Source organism: Sphingobacterium sp. UBA7038 (assembly GCF_002494055.1).
GTDB classification, from domain to species: domain Bacteria; phylum Bacteroidota; class Bacteroidia; order Sphingobacteriales; family Sphingobacteriaceae; genus Sphingobacterium; species Sphingobacterium multivorum.
In genome coordinates, this window is the sequence record NZ_DLAV01000002.1 from 15,348 (window position 1) to 31,280 (window position 15,933).

The window sequence follows — 15,933 nt, forward strand, 5'->3', positions numbered from 1 at the left end:
TTTGGCGATACACCTCTTTTATCTGCTCTTTGATCCTCTTATTTTTGGATAAACCAATTAGGGGGCGATTTGACACTAGTTTCAAATCGAAATTAGATAACAATTATAAGTAATACGTAAAAATCAAATTTTATGAAAAACCAGGGGCGATTACGTTTTACGTATCCCATTCTCATGCTTTCAATGATTTTGATCTGTTTAAATTCATTTGCACAACAAAGGGAGATTCAGGGTACTGTAAAAGACGAAAACAAGCTAGCTATTGAAGCTGTTTCCGTCAACAACAAGGGGACAACCCAACAAGTACAGACAGATCGAAATGGCCATTTTAAAATGACCGTTGCACATGGTTCAGTTTTGAGCATCTCCTATATCGGCTACAAGACTCAGGAACTAAAAGTAGACAATGCATCAATTTATAATATTATATTAGTCAAGGATAACACAGCACTTGACGAGGTGGTTGTTATTGGATATGGGACCGTTAAAAAGAAAGATCTGACAGGTTCTTTAGCGTCTGTGGGTGCAGAGGCAATGAAAGATAAGCCTGTGGCAAATGTTGGCGAAGCGCTTCAAGGACGTGCCTCTGGTGTACAGGTTATCAACTCAGGCGCGCCCGGAAGCAATGTGTCCATACAGATTCGAGGGCTGGGATCAATCAACAATAGTGCTCCATTGTTAGTGATTGATGGCGTCCCAACGGATCTGTCTCTCAATGCGCTCAATCCAAATGATGTGGAGACAATCGATATCCTCAAGGATGCCTCTGCTACTGCCATTTATGGTTCCAGGGGAGCCAATGGTGTTGTATTGATTTCAACAAAAAAGGGTAATAAAAATAAAGGCAGTATTACGGCAAGTGCCAATTACGCGATTCAGCAGGCAACGAGCCTACCCAAAATGCTGAATGCACAACAGTTTGCGTCGCAGCACAATGAGATGATGGCCAACAACAATAACCGTCAACGACCGGATTTTGCCGATCCTACATTGCTTGGCCGAGGAACAGATTGGTTAGATGCGCTCCTACAGACAGGTAAATTAGCTAATTATGCCCTTAGTTATGCTGGTGGTGGAGAAAAGAATACGTACTACGTCTCTGCTGGTATACTCAATCAGGATGGCATCGTGAAAAACACCGATTACAAACGGTATAATTTTCAGTTTAACAATGAAGCTAAACAGACAGCATGGCTCAAATTGGGCAATACGCTCACGCTAAGCCATGATGTAAAACACAATGGTTCCTATAGCGTATTGAATACGCTTGCCTCATTGCCTACACAACCAATTTTTAATGAAGATGGTACCTATTCAGGGCCAGGAAATGAAGCTATATTCTATGGCGATCTGCGCAATCCGATCGGGACTGCCATGCTTGAACAAAATACAACGAAAGGCTATAATCTTCTTGGAAATATCTATGCGGAAGCAAATTTCTTGAATCATTTCACCTTCAAAACTTTGCTTGGCCTTGATTATAAGGCTTGGGACAATATGACCTTTTCGCCTAAATACAATTGGAAACCCATCCCCGTTCCCAATTCCTATCGGAGTGAAAGTTTCAACAAGAGCCTAACCTATTTGTGGGACAATACCCTCACTTATGCAAATACTTTCGGGGGTGGACACGAAATCAATGTGATGATAGGTTCTAGTGCGCAAAACAATGATTATAATTACATGAATGGAAGTATCAAGGAATTTCTTTCCGACAATAATAACCAGTTAAATAATGGCTTGTTAGATCCAACTGTAGGTGGGAGCCGCAACGAATGGGCGTTATTGTCATTCTTCGGGCGCGCCAATTATACGTTTAAAAATCGCTATCTCCTTACGGCCACTGTACGTCGTGATGGTACATCAAGAATTGCTTCGGCCAACCGTTGGGGGACTTTTCCTTCTTTTTCTGCCGCCTGGCGTATCTCTGAAGAGTCTTTTTTTAACAAAAATGATTTTTGGAGTGATGTTAAACTCCGTATCGGTTATGGAGTTACCGGTAATCAGGCCGTGTTGGATAACTATGCTGCATCAGCCCGCTTAAAAACTGGTCAATATGTTTTCAATGGTATTCCCGTTTCGACATTGTACCCACTCGTTATGCCTAACCCGGGCATACGCTGGGAAACGATCAAACAACAGAATGTTGGAATTGATGCAAGTTTTTTCAAAAACAGGATCCAGTTGACGATGGATGCTTACATCAAAAAAACCTCAGATATGCTTGTCAAAATGAGCGTGCCCATTACGACAGGATATTCAGACAGCTATACGCCAATGATCAATGCCGGAGAGGTAGAAAACAAGGGGTGGGAATTAAGTTTACGTAGCCAAAACCTAAAAGGAGAATTGGTTTGGAATACCGATTTCAATATCTCCTATAATAGAAATAAGGTCGTTAGACTTGATGGCGATGTACCTATTTACTACGGTTATCAGTCCCATACCATTGGACAGCCTGTTGGATCATTTTATGGCTATTTGACCAATGGTATTTTTCAAAACTGGGCCGAAGTGAATAGTTATGCTTATCAATATCAAGGGGCAGATCCCGCTAATAGTACGGCACCCGGCGATATCAAATTTAGGGACATCAATAAAGATGGAGTTGTTAATGACTATGACCGGACCTATTTAGGCAATCCAACACCAAGTTGGAGTTTTGCCATGAATAATAAGTTGTCCTATAAAAATATAGATCTTGAAGTATTCTTTCAGGGGGTGTCTGGAAACCAGATCTATAATGCCAATAGGGTTACCTTGGAAGGTATGTATACCATACGAAATCAGACGACTAAGGTTCTTGATCGTTGGACCGCTGAGGGAACCAGCAATGAGGTGCCGAGAGCGATTTACAGCGACCCCAATAAGAATACACGTAATTCAGATCGTTTTATTGAGCAGGGAAAATACCTGCGTCTGAAAAATCTGACCGTAGGTTATACCTTGCCTGAAGCTGTAGCCAAACGTCTGCATGCAGGACGGTTGCGGTTTTATTTTTCAGGGCAGAATTTGTTTACTTGGACCAAGTATTCTGGCTTCGATCCTGAAGTGATAGGAGGTGTTGACAATAGTAACTACCCGATCACAAAAAACTTTAGCTTGGGATTGGACCTTAGATTTTAACTAATTAGACTCATGATGATGAAAAAAATATTTTATATGGCCCTTGCGGCGATGCCCCTTTGGTTGGGCTCATGTTCAAAATTTTTGGATAAAGAACCTCTTGAGGATCCCAGTGCCGAATCCGTCAAGGATGCTTCCGCTGCTGTTGCAATGATCAATGCGGCTTATCAGCCACTCCAACGACCCAAGTTATACAATATGCGTATATGGTCATTAGACATTATGGCAGGGAATAGTGCCGTGGGTGCAGGTGGTGGCGATGATGGAATAGAAACGATCCAATTGTCCAATTTTTCCACTGGCCCAGACAATTTTTCGGCGGTTGATCTTTGGCGAGGACCCAATCCCGGTATTTTATATTGTAATACCGTCTTGGAAAATGTCCCTTCGATGGATATAGATCCCCAATTGAAAAACAGATTGATTGGCGAAGCCAAATTCCTCCGTGCGAACTATTATTTTATTTTGGTTCAGCTGTTTGGCGATGTGCCGCTTTCATTGGTACCCGCGAAACCTGGAGATGATCTCAAACCGGCTCGCGTGAGCAAAGAACGCATCTATAATGAAGTCATTGTACCAGACCTTAAGGAAGCCATTACACTGTTACCTCGTCGTGAGGAATATGCCGATCAGGATAAGGGACGCGTCAGTAAAGGAGCTGCGGCAGGCCTTTTGGCAAAAGTTTACCTCACACTAAAACAATATCAGTTGTGCATTGATCAATGCAATCAGGTCGAGTCGCTGGGGTATGTGCTTAATGCAGACTATAGTGATTGTTTTGGGGGGGAGCCTCGTCATAAAAATACAGCCGAATCGCTCTTTGAAGTACAATATTATGGACTTACCAAGGCCGGATTTTGGGACGATGAAAATCAGGCAAACTGGCTGAGCACCTATATGGGACCACGCAATTCGGGCTGGGTGGGCGGCGGCTACGGTTGGAATCAGCCAACAGCTGAGTTTGTCTCCCAATACGAAACTGGAGACTTGCGCAAAGATAAAACTGTTTTGTATGAAGGAGGACCACTTTTCGACGGTAAGGCCTACAAATCCAATATGTCGTCCACAGGATATAACGTGCGCAAATTTTTGGTTCCATTGTCCATTTCACCCGATTACAATACCAATGCGGCCAATATCGTTGTGTTACGTTATGCAGACGTGCTATTGATGAAAGCCGAGGCACTCAATGAACTCGGCAATACGGCTCAAGCGGTGGATCCCCTGTATATGGTGCGACAACGAGCAGGTTTGACCGACAAAAAGTCAATTACAGGGCTTTCCCAAGCTGATATGCGTGAAAAAATCCGTCACGAAAGAAGAATAGAACTTGCTTTTGAAGGACAACGCTGGTTTGATATGATTCGCTGGGACAACGGGCAGTATGCGCTTAACTTTCTGCACAGCATCGGCAAGCTCAATGCCACCGCAAAACATTTGTTGTTACCCATTCCTCAAGTTGAGATTGACGCCAATCCAAATTTGAAGCAGAATCCCGGTTATTAAATCCATTTTGGTAATTAACCAACTAACAAATTTAAAAAGATGAAAAGACTATATTATATTATCAATTTGATCTTGATCTCGTCCTTGTTCTGTCAGTCCTGTAAAGACGATTTTGGCAATGTCATCTATCCCGATGGTCCCTTAGAACTCAGTGTCTCAACATCAGATATTGTATTGAATGTTGCCGCCCCGGAGCAGGAAGCTGTAGTATTCGACTGGACTTCGGGTTCTAATTTTGGAACGAATGCAGCCATCAAGTATACCCTTGAAATCGGTGAAAAAGGTAAGGATTTTAAGCCTTCCATTAACAGTACTTTTGAGAAAGGATTGCGGTCACAAAGATATGTTACCAAAGATTTTAATCAATTGTTGATTGAAAAGCTTGGCATCACAGCAGGAAGCGGAGCACAGCTGGAAGCGCGTGTCATAGCAGAGACCCAAGACGGACAAAGCGCAACACAGTTGTCTCAAATAATTAGTTTAAAGATCAAAACCTACAAGCCGGTTACCGAAACACTCTATATCCTTGGTAGCGCAACAAGCAACGGCTGGGATGCGAACAAAGCCAGCAGGATGAATCCGATACAGGGTACGCCAGGAGCCTTTATATGGCAAGGTGTACTGAGCCGGGGCGAGTTTAAGTTTATCAGCACCTTGGGCAATTTTACACCTTCATACAACAAAGGAACAAATAATGAAAAGCTCTATTATCGTGAGTCGGAGTCAGATCCCTACGATGTTCCATTTACCGTTGCCAAATCTGGACTATACCAAGTCAAAGTCAATCTGATCGATCGATCTATTGTCATTACTGAAATTGAGGGAGCTATGTATGATGCACTGTGGTTTGTGGGTGGCTTTACCGGTTGGTCCTTTCAGCCTATGGTGAAAGACCCGAATGACCCTTTTATTTTTACCTATCATGCCGTATTGAATTCTAATAATAGCACCGACGAGTTTAAGATTGCAACGAAGCCAGATTTTGATCCAAGCGTTGTCTTTTTGCGCCCAGAGACAGATCAACAAGGCGTTGGAACAGACCTACCTGTCGTCAAGTGGTCCGAAAGTGAAAATAAGAATGATTATAAATGGCGGATTAATAAAGGAATCTATAAGATCAGACTGGATCTACGGGCCAATAAAATTACCATTGCTCCTTTTACATCGTTTCCGGCTATTTATCTTGTGGGCGATGCGACACCCAATGGTTGGGATATTGCCACAGCAACCCCAATGGTTAAGGGTGATACACCCCACAGGTTTACCTGGTCTGGAACACTTAAAGCCGGTGAATTAAAGTTTAGTTGCGATAAACAGGCCGATTGGAATGGCGCATGGTTTTTGGCTTCACAAAATGGCAGGACACCCTCAGGGCAGACCGAGCAGATGATCTTTAGCAAGTCTGGCTCTAATCCAGATAATAAGTGGAAAGTGACCACTGCGGGTACATACAGTATCATACTGGATCAGCTACAGGAAACAGTCACAATTATCAAACAATAAATCAATCTTAAGCTTTTTCCTCCATCAACAAAATGGAGGAAATTAATAAGCTTCTGTGTGCATGATATAATTATTTACAGATGAAACGAATATTCAGACTTGTGGTTGCCGGCGGAATCCTTCTAAGCGCGAGCTGCAACAACTATTACGATATTGAAAAAGACCCGATCACCTATGGGCAGACCTATTTTAAGCCTGTCATCAATACAGATAAAGCTGTTTATAAACCTGGGGAAAAGATCACATTTACAGCTGCCATCTCCGACAATAATTTGAGTGTCGCCTATACCTATCTGGGCGAATTGATCAAAGAGGAGCCGCTTTCGCAGCTGAGCTGGACCTGGACACCACCTACAACAGACTTTCGGGGCTACATGGTCTATCTTTTTAAAACTGATGATACAACTAAAAAGCCGCTCTACAGCATAGCCGTTGATGTATCTTCTGACTGGCGCAAGTTTCCACGGTATGGATTTGTATCCAATTACGATCGCCTTGATCAGCAGGTAATACAACGCAATGTCGAAACGCTCAACCGTTTCCATATTAATGGAATCCAGTTTTATGACTGGCAGATGGATCAGCATAAACCTTTGGCCGGTTCAGTATCCAATCCGGCTGATTCCTGGCTGGATCTCATCGGCCGGACTAATTACAAATCTACCGTGGATGGCTATATTCAGGCCGCTCATGATAAAGGGATGAAAGCGATGTTCTACAACTTGTTGTATGGCGCTTTGTCCAATGCGGCAAGTGATGGGGTATCCGAACAATGGTACCTTTTTAAGGATAATCAACATCAGGAGAAAGATAGGCATTCGTTGAATGCACCCTTTCGCAGCAATATCTATTTGGTCGATCCCGGCAACTCCGACTGGCAGACCTACATTAACAAAAGACATCAAGATGTATTTGCGGTCTATAATTTTGACGGCTATCATATTGATCAGTTGGGAGACCGCGGAAAACTATATGACTATACTGGCAAAGAAGTGAAACTAGAGCAGCGCTACGCCCCATTCATAGCAGCGTCAAAGAAGGCTTTTCCGGGCAAGTATCACGTGATGAATGCAGTTAATCAATACGGTCAGGAGTCTGGGATAGCACCATCTGCTGTTGATTTTTTATATACCGAAGTTTGGGATCCTAACAAATCATACGATGAATTGGTGAAAATTATTCAAGACAATGACCGTTTTAGCAATTACAATAAGAATACCGTATTAGCAGCTTATATGAACTATGCTAAGTCCAATCAGGCAGGCTTTGTCAATGAGCCAGGCGTGTTGCTGACCAATGCGGTCATCTTTGCCAATGGAGGGGCTCACCTTGAAATGGGAGAACATTATTTGACCAATGAATATTTTGCAAATAACAACCTGCAGCTTAAAGGAACAACAAAGGAAAAGCTGATCCAATATTATGACTTTATGGTCGCTTACCAAAACGTATTGCGAGATGGTGGTACAGCCGCGGTCTTTAGTGTCACCGGTACAAACGCTTTGACTATCAGTAATGGTAAAGCAAGATCAGGCAGTATTACAAGCTATGGGCGATATTTTGCTAACCGCGATGTAATCCATTTGATCAATTTTAAGGATGCCAATACTATGGAATGGCGTGATACCAATGGGACCCAACAGGAACCCTCCAGTATCGATGGCCTACAGATCAAGCTCGACGTGACACGTACTGTCAAGCGTGTATGGCTGGCATCGCCCGATATGCAAGGGGGCGTCGCTATTCCGCTTACTAAAGCGCAGACAGGAAATAAATTGACCATAGATCTGCCGGGGCTCAAGTATTGGGACATGGTTGTGATCGAATATTAAAAACCTATTATGCATAAACTAAAATCTTTTTATTTGATGCTGTTTTGCCTGATCTCCATCGTTCATGGAGCAGCAGGGCAGATGATGAAAGCGACACAATGCCAAGATTATCAGATCGAGGGGCGAAAGGTGACTTTCAATTGCAGCGACGGCGCTAAGTTGGAGCTTTATTTTTGCAGCAGTTCTGTTGTTCGGATATGGTATGATGTCAGCGGCACATTGCAAAGGAAGAATTCTTCCTTTGCAGTAGTTCATGAACAGCTTGAAGACATCGGTGAAATCAAGGTGAATAACGAACCGGCAACCTTCGAAATCTTCACCGGAAAGCTGCGTGTCCGTCTCAACAAGAATCCCATGCAATTGCTGATTTACGATAAGTGGCAAAAGTTGGTTTTCAGTGATTATAAAAGTCTTGGGCACAGCACGAGCGGTACCAAGACGGTGGCACATAAAGTACTGCGTCCCGATGAACAATTCTTTGGCCTAGGCGAAAAGACTGGGCCGCTCAATCGAAGAGGCCGGTCTTACAAGATGTGGAATAGCGACAAACCCTGTTATAGCAGTCAAGAAGATCCATTGTATAAGAGTATTCCTTTTTTCATGAGCAGCTACCATTATGGTATTTTTTTGGACAATACCTATAAAACAGCTTTTGACTTTGGAACCAGCAGTACAGAATCCTATTCCTTTGGAGCACCAGATGGTCCCTTCATCTACTATTTTATCTATGGAAAGGATTATAAAGAGATCCAACAGCAATATATCGCATTGACTGGGAAACCGATCATGCCACCGAGGTGGGCGTTTGGTTTTGCACAGAGCCGTGGACTTTATACACGGGAAGACCAAGCTTTGGAGATCGCTTCCGAATTTCGAAAGCGGGAAATTCCCTGTGATATCATCTATCAGGATATAGGCTGGACACAGGAACTGCAAGATTTCAACTGGCGTAAAGGAAATTATAAAGATCCTAAAGGAATGCTCAAAAAGCTGAATGAAAAAGGCTTTAAGATGATTCTCTCACAAGATCCAGTGGTGTCGCAATCAAATAAGAGTCAGTGGCAGGAGGCCCATCAAAAAGGATATTTTGTCAAGGACCGTCGTACGGGTACATCTTATGATATGCCTTGGCCATGGGGTGGTAATTGTGGTGTCGTTGATTTTACAAATCCATCTGTGGCCGACTGGTGGGGGCAGCTCCAGCAGAAGCCCCTAGCCGATGGTGTGAGTGGTTTCTGGACAGATATGGGGGAGCCTGCCTGGAGCAATGAAGAGGATGTTGATAGACTTCATATGCAACACCAGTTAGGCATGCATGCCGAGATCCACAACGTATACGGTCTTACCTGGGATAAGGTGGTGAAAGAGCAGTTTGACAAGCGTAATCCCAACAAGCGGATCTTTCAGATGACACGCGCAGCATATGCTGGACTTCAGCGCTATACCTTTGGTTGGTCTGGCGATAGTGGCAGTGGAACCGAAGTGACTGAAGGCTGGAGTCAATTGGCCAATCAGGTTGCGGTCGGATTATCGGCGGGGCTTGGCGGTATTCCATTCTGGACGACAGATATTTCAGGTTACTGTGGAGACATTACAGACTACCCTGCTATGGCGGAGCTGTATACACGTTGGATGCAATTTGGTATTTTTAATCCATTGAGCCGTGCCCATCACGAAGGCAACAATGCGGTCGAACCCTGGTTATTTGGTGAGGTCGCCGAAAAAAATGCCAAGACAGCCATTGAACTCAAATATCAACTGTTTCCATATCTCTATTCCCATGCGTACAAAGCGCATCAGACAGGTCTACCTATATTAAGGGGCTTGTTTATGGAATTTCCACAAGACGACCAAGTTATCGGGATCAATGATCAGTTTATGTTTGGACAGGAAATCCTCGTGGCCCCTGTACTGAAAAAAGGCGAACGGATCAAAAAACTCTATCTGCCCGATGGCGAATGGATTGATTTTAACGACAAAAAGACGGTATATCTGGGTGGGCAGCAGATTGCCTACCGAGCACCTCTGAATCGAATTCCGATGTTTGTCAAAAAAGGTGCTATCGTACCCATGATGCCGATCATGCAATATATCGGTCAGGATCCAATACATCCGCTTTATATCCATATCTTCCCCAATTATGAAGGAGAGTCCGCTACATTTGAACTTTATGAAGACGATGGTGAGACACAGGATTATCTCAAAGGTATTGGTGCTACGACACGCTTTACCTGCACAACCCTGGCAGAAAGAGATTTTGAAACAGCGATTCAGCCCCAGGATAAAGGCTACATACCTGCCAAAGGAAGACAGCTCTACTTAAGCTATCATCTTGAAAGCAAGCCCAATGTCGTCACCATTGATGGTAAGACCATACCCTATGCTGTGGCGGACAATAATCAAACGTCAACGATAAAGAAAAATGAGTCCAGTTGGACATGGGATGCCCAACAGGGGAGCTGTATCGTTAAGTTGACGGATAATCGAAATGCGAAAAATATAAAAATCCACTAATTATCATAAAAAATGAAGAAAACGACGCTCTTGATGAGTTTATTTTTAATCACTTTGGGACTGCAAGCCCAAGAGCTGCTTTCGCCTTCGGGAAAATTGAAACTTCAGTTTTCACTGGATGCATCAGGTGCACCGACGTATACCTTGAGTTATAAAGGCAAAGCTGTAATCAAACCCAGTAAGTTAGGATTGGAATTGACCGGCAATACCAAGAAAGTTGAATTTTCAGGGGCAGGAGAAGGCAATGGAGAACCGTTGTCCAGTTCACTGTATGACGAGTTTGAACAGACGGCACAAGAAAGCAAACATGTTGATGAGCGCTGGAATCCTGTTTGGGGCGAAGAAAGTGAGATTCGAAACCATTACAACGAACTAACCATTAGCTTGCAACAGAAAACGTCCAAAAGAAAACTTGTGGTCCGTTTCAGATTATTTGACCAAGGTTTGGGATTTCGCTACGAATTTCCCGAGCAAAAGGAGATGACTTATCTCGTTGTAAAAGAGGAAAAAACGCAATTTGCAATGAATGGCGATCATACAGCTTTTTGGATTCCAGGAGATTACGATACCCAGGAGTATGATTACACCAAGTCTCGTCTGTCTGAGATCAGAGGATTGATGGCCAAAGCGATTACGCCCAATGCCTCGCAGACCCCATTTTCGCCTACAGGTGTACAGACGGCTTTGATGATGAAAAGTGACGACGGGCTATATATCAATATCCACGAAGCGGCTTTAATTAATTATGCCTGTATGCATCTTAATCTGGATGACAAAAATTTTGTGTTTCAATCTTGGCTGACACCCGATGCCAATGGGACCAAGGGCAATTTGCAGACGCCTGCTCGGAGCCCCTGGCGCACAATTATGGTGAGTGATGATGCCAGAGATATTTTGGCTTCCCGGATGACGCTCAACCTCAATGAGCCCACTAAAATTAAAGATCCTTCGTGGATAAAGCCTACTAAATATGTAGGTGTATGGTGGGAGATGATTACCGGAAAGAGCGAGTGGTCCTATACCTATGATCTTCCTAGTGTACATCTAGGTGAAACGGACTATAGCAAAGTGAAGCCTCATGGCAAACATGGTGCTAAGACGGCGAATGTAAAACGTTACATTGATTTCGCAGCAAAACACGGGTTTGATGGCGTATTAGTCGAGGGCTGGAATATTGGCTGGGAAGATTGGTTTGGCAATGCCAAAGATCATGTGTTTGATTTTGTTACGCCCTATCCCGATTTTGATCTGGCAGGCATCCGGGATTATGCCAAGCAAAAGGGCGTTAAGATGATTATGCATCACGAGACCTCGGGAGCAGTCCGCAATTATGAGCGTTATTTGGATAGCGCTTATAGATTTATGAAAGACAATGGTTATGAGGCTGTCAAAAGTGGCTATGTAGGCAATATTATTCCCCGAGGCGAATATCACTATAGTCAGTGGATCAATAACCATTATCAATATGCCTTGGAGAAAGCTGCTAAATATAAGATCATGGTCAATGCGCATGAAGCCGTACGTCCGACAGGTTTATCACGTACCTGGCCCAATCTGATCGGTAATGAGTCTGCACGTGGCACAGAGTATCAGGCATTCGGGGGTAACCATGCAAACCATGTTACCATTTTACCTTTTACGCGGCTTATCGGTGGACCGATGGACTATACACCGGGCATCTTTGAGATGGACATCCAAAAGATCAATCCTAAGAATACATCCCATGTCAATTCTACTTTAGCCAACCAGCTGGCATTGTATGTGACCATGTACAGTCCATTGCAGATGGCAGCCGACCTCCCTGAGAATTATGAGCGTTTTATCGATGCTTTTCAGTTTATCAAAGATGTTGCCGTCGATTGGGACAGTAGCCTATATCTCGAAGCAGAACCGGGAGAATACCTAACGATAGCCCGTAAATCAAAAGGTAAAAATGAATGGTTTGTCGGGAATGTCAGCGGGGAGAAAGGACATGAATCTATCTTGGATTTTGGTTTTTTAACAACGGGCAAAAAATATGAAGCTACGATCTACGCTGATGCTCCAGATGCTCATTACAAAACCAATCCCCAGGCTTATGTGATAAAAAAGCTTAAAATAAATAATAAAAGTAAATTAAAACAAAGGTCTGCACCTGGCGGTGGCTTTGCTATTCGGATCGTGGAACTATAATTAATTTTCATTCATATAGCATATTATCTTGACTCGTTTGTCTATATTTTAAAATTTGTATAAAAATTGACCACGAAAAAGATATTAGTTATATTTAAGGAACATACTATCGCTAAAATTATTTGTAGCACATTTTTATAAAAAATACTGAAATTTGAATTATTTGATTTTAACAATTGTCACTTATGTACATATAAATAGAAAGAATTTGTTAGTGGTAATTAGCAGTTGAATATTAAGTTCTGTATCAATTAATTTCCAAAGTGTTCTTAATGCCGTTGCTTGTCAGTTAAATTGTACTATTTTATTATTGGTAAATATTTTATGGAGCAAACTTATAAAGAGCCTTCTGCATCCAGTAGGCATAAAAGGAATCTACTAATCGTTTTAGGATTAAGTGGAACCTATTTAATTGCAGAGGTCGTAGGAGGTATATTGACAAAAAGTCTAGCCTTGTTGGCAGATGCAGCACACATGTTTACGGATGTAGCTGGACTTTTTTTGTCATTTATTGCTATTAAGATTGGCGAAAGAAAAGCCAATTCTAAAAAGACTTTTGGATATTTTAGAACAGAGATATTGGCTGCAGTTATAAATGCTGTCGTACTGCTTGCTATCTCAATTTATGTTCTTTTCGAATCTTGGCAGCGATTTATGGATCCTCCCAAGGTACAGAGTGGCAGCATGATGTTAGTCGCGGGAATTGGCCTTATAGTAAATATAATAGGAATCATAATCATACGAAAAGATTCATCTGAAAGTTTGAATATGAAAGGTGCTTATTTTGAGGTTTTATCTGACGGGTTAACATCAATAGGGGTGATGATTGCGGGTATTATCATGCTGATTACAGATTGGTATTATGCCGATCCTCTCATTTCCGCTGCTATTGGCTTACTTATTTTCCCTAGGACTTGGAAACTTTTGAAAGAAGCTATAAATGTCTTGTTGGAGAGCACCCCAAAGGATGTCGATATAGAAAAACTGAGAAATACACTTGAACAAGTGGATGGCGTAATAGAAATACATGATCTCCATGTCTGGTCTCTCACATCAGGCGTCAACGCTATGAGTTCTCATGTTTTGGTGCACAGTAAAATGGATACAGATATTATCCTTGCTGCTTTAAATGATAGGGCTACAAAGGATTTTAAACTGTCGCATACAACTTTTCAAATTGAATCAAAGAGGCAGCAAGACATTAACGTACATGACTAATTTATTAAAAAGCTATTTTTATAAGGCTTTGCAAACAAAAATGAAATAAGAGATTATATAAGGTCTCAATAAAAAATAGTGTTGCTAATACTTAAGCATAGTAAGTATAATTTTATTCAAAATTAATAAGAAAGGAGTTTTTTTATTACTTTTGTTTTAAATATGAGATGGAAAGCAGCTATATTGTTATTTTATATCTTAGCACTCTTTACAGTGCCTTGTGGGGATATTAATAATAGTTGTGAAGCTCTTTCCAAATACGCGAATGAAACTAGCCATAGACATGACAAGGACAAGGACGATTATTGTACACCCTTTTGCCAGTGCACATGCTGTAGTATCTCAGTTGTTTCCTTCAGTTTTAATGTTCCTGAATTGCACGTTCCAATACAGTTATTCTTAAAGAAAAAAATGAGAATGTGGGATTGTAGCTTTTTCTCCCAGTATTCAGGTACTATCTGGCAGCCGCCAAAATTTTTCTCCTAAATTCATTTGAAATTTAAGTGAGTTAGGGTATAATGTATATTTATATATTACTTTTGATTTCTTACTGCGTGATGCCAAAAGATTAATCAATGTCATCAAGCAATATTTGATTCTTCCTACCTTATACTACTTTCTTTTATTCCTTACCTTTTTTGTTCACGAGATATGGGCAAGCTTGATTTTTAAATGTTAACTAGCGATATACATTGTGTTTGGCATAATCATAAAATTCAATATTAAGAACAAGGTCATTACTGGTTTTGGCATCCTGCTATTTATTTTCTGAAGCATGCTATTTTCCTGAAAGTAATATAGTAATTGGCGGTCGTCTGATAACGAATATCCTTAGCAATGTCTTCTACACGAAATCATCGATTTATTATTATTAAATAACAGAATGCTTTAACATCTGAAAATTGGAATGAAAAAAAAGCAGAAGTATTATCGAAGACAATCTCCTACTAAAAAAAGGAAAAGAAATGTTGTAAAAAGTGTTCCTAATCACTATAAGAGAAGAAAAAGATCTCCACTCATGGTGTTTTTTATAATTGTAATTCTAATAGCATTGATTATAGCTTTTATTGTTCAAATAAAACATACCTATTTACACTATAGAGGGATAAGACATTAAAATTTTCATAAACGCAGTGTAAAGTTATTCTTAGACAAGATTACTGGTGTATTTGGATAAGAATAAGTATTTAAAATTTTTAAGCCTAATATTTTAAGATTAATCAAACAATGAAAGAAAAAACCGTTTTAAATGTAAATAGAGTAAAACTCACTTATCTTTATTTGCCACTTATTCTACTGTTAATAATAACCATTTATATTTATTTAAATGATGCTTTTTCTATTAATTCGTATATAGAAATTCAGAAGGAAGCTTTTTTTTACCTAAATTTTGAATTAGCAAAATTTCCACTAATTCAATACAATCTGACACAACTAGGAGATGCTTTTATTTTTCTCTCCTTACTCACACCTTTATTAGTTTATATACCTAAATTATGGGAAGCACTTATATCAGCTAGTATTATTTCTGGTTTAATATGCTCCCCTTTGAAATGGTTATTTAAAGTTCCAAGACCAGCATCAGCGTTTCATGAAAATAGTTTTGTGATTATAGGTAAAGCATATTATGGAAGCAATAGTCTTCCTTCTGGGCATTCGATTACAATTTTTACTGTCCTGACTGTTGTTCTTTTAGTTTTAATGCCTGCAGATAAGTATTTTAAGCTTCTTTGGACGTCATTTATTGTTTGTTTAGGAATTATATTATGTCTAACGCGAGTCGCGGTAGGAGCTCATTTCTTATTAGATGTTTTATTCGGAAGTATTATAGGCTATATTTCTGGAATACTAGGGATTTTATTTATTAAAAGATATGGAATGTGGAATTGGATTGGTAAAGGAGAAAACTATCCATTATTTATTGCTCTATTTTTTGGATCTATTGTATTTGGGATTTTTAAAATTGTAAATAGTAATTTATTTATCTTTTATTTTTCTTGTTTAAGTTTGTTTGTTTCGTCATTTATTCTTTTGATGAGATATCACTTGCGTCCTAAACGTT

General features: G+C 40.8%; 9 protein-coding genes. All 9 read left to right on the plus strand.

From position 1 onward, the window contains the following. Positions 1 to 132: 132 nt before the first annotated feature. Positions 133 to 3,126 carry a SusC/RagA family TonB-linked outer membrane protein gene (locus tag B3H30_RS00310; RefSeq protein WP_088160820.1) on the plus strand — a complete coding sequence of 998 codons (2,994 nt, stop codon included), beginning with the start codon at positions 133 to 135 and terminating at the stop codon, positions 3,124 to 3,126. Between the two features lie 12 nt (positions 3,127 to 3,138). After that, complete coding sequence (locus tag B3H30_RS00315) at positions 3,139 to 4,632, plus strand: RagB/SusD family nutrient uptake outer membrane protein (protein WP_286770828.1); 1,494 nt, start codon at positions 3,139 to 3,141, stop codon at positions 4,630 to 4,632. Positions 4,633 to 4,671: 39 nt separating this feature from the next. Beyond that, positions 4,672 to 6,135, plus strand: a complete 1,464-nt coding sequence (locus tag B3H30_RS00320; protein ID WP_088160822.1) for a SusF/SusE family outer membrane protein — start codon at positions 4,672 to 4,674, stop codon at positions 6,133 to 6,135. An 80-nt stretch (positions 6,136 to 6,215) separates the two neighbouring features. After that, the gene (locus B3H30_RS00325) at positions 6,216 to 7,967 is read left to right on the plus strand and encodes a glycoside hydrolase family 66 protein (RefSeq protein ID WP_088160823.1); all 1,752 of its coding nucleotides are present in this window, start codon (positions 6,216 to 6,218) and stop codon (positions 7,965 to 7,967) included. 9 nt (positions 7,968 to 7,976) lie between these two features. Beyond that, positions 7,977 to 10,481 (plus strand): glycoside hydrolase family 31 protein, encoded by a 2,505-nt coding sequence (locus B3H30_RS00330; protein WP_198386060.1) that lies wholly within the window; start codon positions 7,977 to 7,979, stop codon positions 10,479 to 10,481. Positions 10,482 to 10,493: 12 nt separating this feature from the next. Next, positions 10,494 to 12,653: a glycoside hydrolase family 97 protein gene (locus tag B3H30_RS00335; protein ID WP_088160825.1), complete on the plus strand. Its 2,160-nt coding sequence runs from the start codon at positions 10,494 to 10,496 to the stop codon at positions 12,651 to 12,653. A gap of 324 nt (positions 12,654 to 12,977) precedes the next feature. Next, complete coding sequence (locus tag B3H30_RS00340; protein ID WP_088160826.1) at positions 12,978 to 13,871, plus strand: cation diffusion facilitator family transporter; 894 nt, start codon at positions 12,978 to 12,980, stop codon at positions 13,869 to 13,871. A 162-nt stretch (positions 13,872 to 14,033) separates the two neighbouring features. Beyond that, positions 14,034 to 14,357: a DUF6660 family protein gene (locus B3H30_RS24815; RefSeq protein ID WP_353681976.1), complete on the plus strand. Its 324-nt coding sequence runs from the start codon at positions 14,034 to 14,036 to the stop codon at positions 14,355 to 14,357. A 741-nt stretch (positions 14,358 to 15,098) separates the two neighbouring features. Continuing rightward, the coding region (locus B3H30_RS00345; protein ID WP_286832970.1) for a phosphatase PAP2 family protein at positions 15,099 to 15,933 on the plus strand (835 nt) is incomplete at its 3' end.

Coding starts and splice junctions, on each gene's coding strand:
- B3H30_RS00310 (WP_088160820.1), top strand. CDS start 133: ATGAAAAACCAGGGGCGATTACGTTTTACGTATCCCATTCTCATGCTT.
- B3H30_RS00315 (WP_286770828.1), top strand. CDS start 3,139: ATGATGATGAAAAAAATATTTTATATGGCCCTTGCGGCGATGCCCCTT.
- B3H30_RS00320 (WP_088160822.1), top strand. CDS start 4,672: ATGAAAAGACTATATTATATTATCAATTTGATCTTGATCTCGTCCTTG.
- B3H30_RS00325 (WP_088160823.1), top strand. CDS start 6,216: ATGAAACGAATATTCAGACTTGTGGTTGCCGGCGGAATCCTTCTAAGC.
- B3H30_RS00330 (WP_198386060.1), top strand. CDS start 7,977: ATGCATAAACTAAAATCTTTTTATTTGATGCTGTTTTGCCTGATCTCC.
- B3H30_RS00335 (WP_088160825.1), top strand. CDS start 10,494: ATGAAGAAAACGACGCTCTTGATGAGTTTATTTTTAATCACTTTGGGA.
- B3H30_RS00340 (WP_088160826.1), top strand. CDS start 12,978: ATGGAGCAAACTTATAAAGAGCCTTCTGCATCCAGTAGGCATAAAAGG.
- B3H30_RS24815 (WP_353681976.1), top strand. CDS start 14,034: ATGAGATGGAAAGCAGCTATATTGTTATTTTATATCTTAGCACTCTTT.